The 833-nt window shown below is 58.1% G+C and carries 1 protein-coding gene; it reads right to left on the bottom strand.

Going from position 1 to position 833, the window contains the following annotated elements:
- Window positions 1-9: 9 nt before the first annotated feature.
- Window positions 10-776, bottom strand: a protein-coding gene (locus AAHB17_RS24510; RefSeq protein WP_342133675.1) for an IS5 family transposase whose coding sequence is annotated in 2 segments (ribosomal slippage) — window positions 10-461 and window positions 461-776 — 768 coding nt in all. Because the reading frame shifts where the segments join, the coding sequence is not laid out codon by codon here.
- Window positions 777-833: the final 57 nt, after the last annotated feature.

Genomic DNA, 833 nt, shown 5'->3' with positions numbered 1-833 from the left:
TAGGGCCTGTTAACACAAACCGCGAAGTCCATCCGCCACCAAGACAAAGCTGAGGAAGCCGAGAAACATGGCGTCGAGCTTCTCGAACCGGGAGAAGATTCGCCGATAGCCTTTCAGGCGCCGGAACAACCGCTCGACTTCATTGCGCCGCCGGTACATGGCCCGGTCGTATTCCCAGGGGTCGAGGCGTGTCCGCGTTGGAGGAACGACGGGAATGAACCCCAAGTCCAGGGCCAATTGGCGTGTTTCGTTTCCTTCGTACGCACGGTCCATGAGCAGGTGGATTGGCCGACTCGTTGGCCCCAAGCTTTGCAGGAGACGGCGGCCCTCAGGGGCATCATGCGCCTGTCCGGGCGACAGACTGAAAGTCACGGCCGTTCGAGCATCCGCGGCAACCAGATGAACCTTGGTGTTCCATCCGCCTCGGGACTTTCCGATGGATTGAGGGCCGTTTTTTTTAACGCGCCGGTGCCATCTGGATGAACCTTGATGCTGGTGGAGTCGAGCGAAACGGCTTCGATGCGAATGCGCACTACCTGCTCGCGCTGGAGCTCCTGGAACATCTTGTCCAGCACACCAGCCTTCTCCCAGCGGCGCATGCGTGTGTAGATGGTGTGCCAGTTGCCAAACCTTTTGGGCAGGCCACGCCATTTGCAACCGTGCTCAGCCACGTAAAGCATGGCATTGACCACCTGAAGGTTGGTCATGCTCACATTACCGCGTTGAGTCGGCAGGCAGTGTGCGATACGAGCAAACTGTTCGGGCGTAATTTCCATGCACGACAGTGTCGCCCGTCAACTCCATTTTGGGAATTAGTGTTAACACGCCCTAGT

Source organism: Hydrogenophaga sp. OTU3427, from assembly GCF_038440225.1.
In the GTDB taxonomy this organism is placed as follows: Bacteria; Pseudomonadota; Gammaproteobacteria; order Burkholderiales; family Burkholderiaceae_C; genus Hydrogenophaga.
This window is presented reverse-complemented; position numbering and strand designations above follow the sequence as displayed.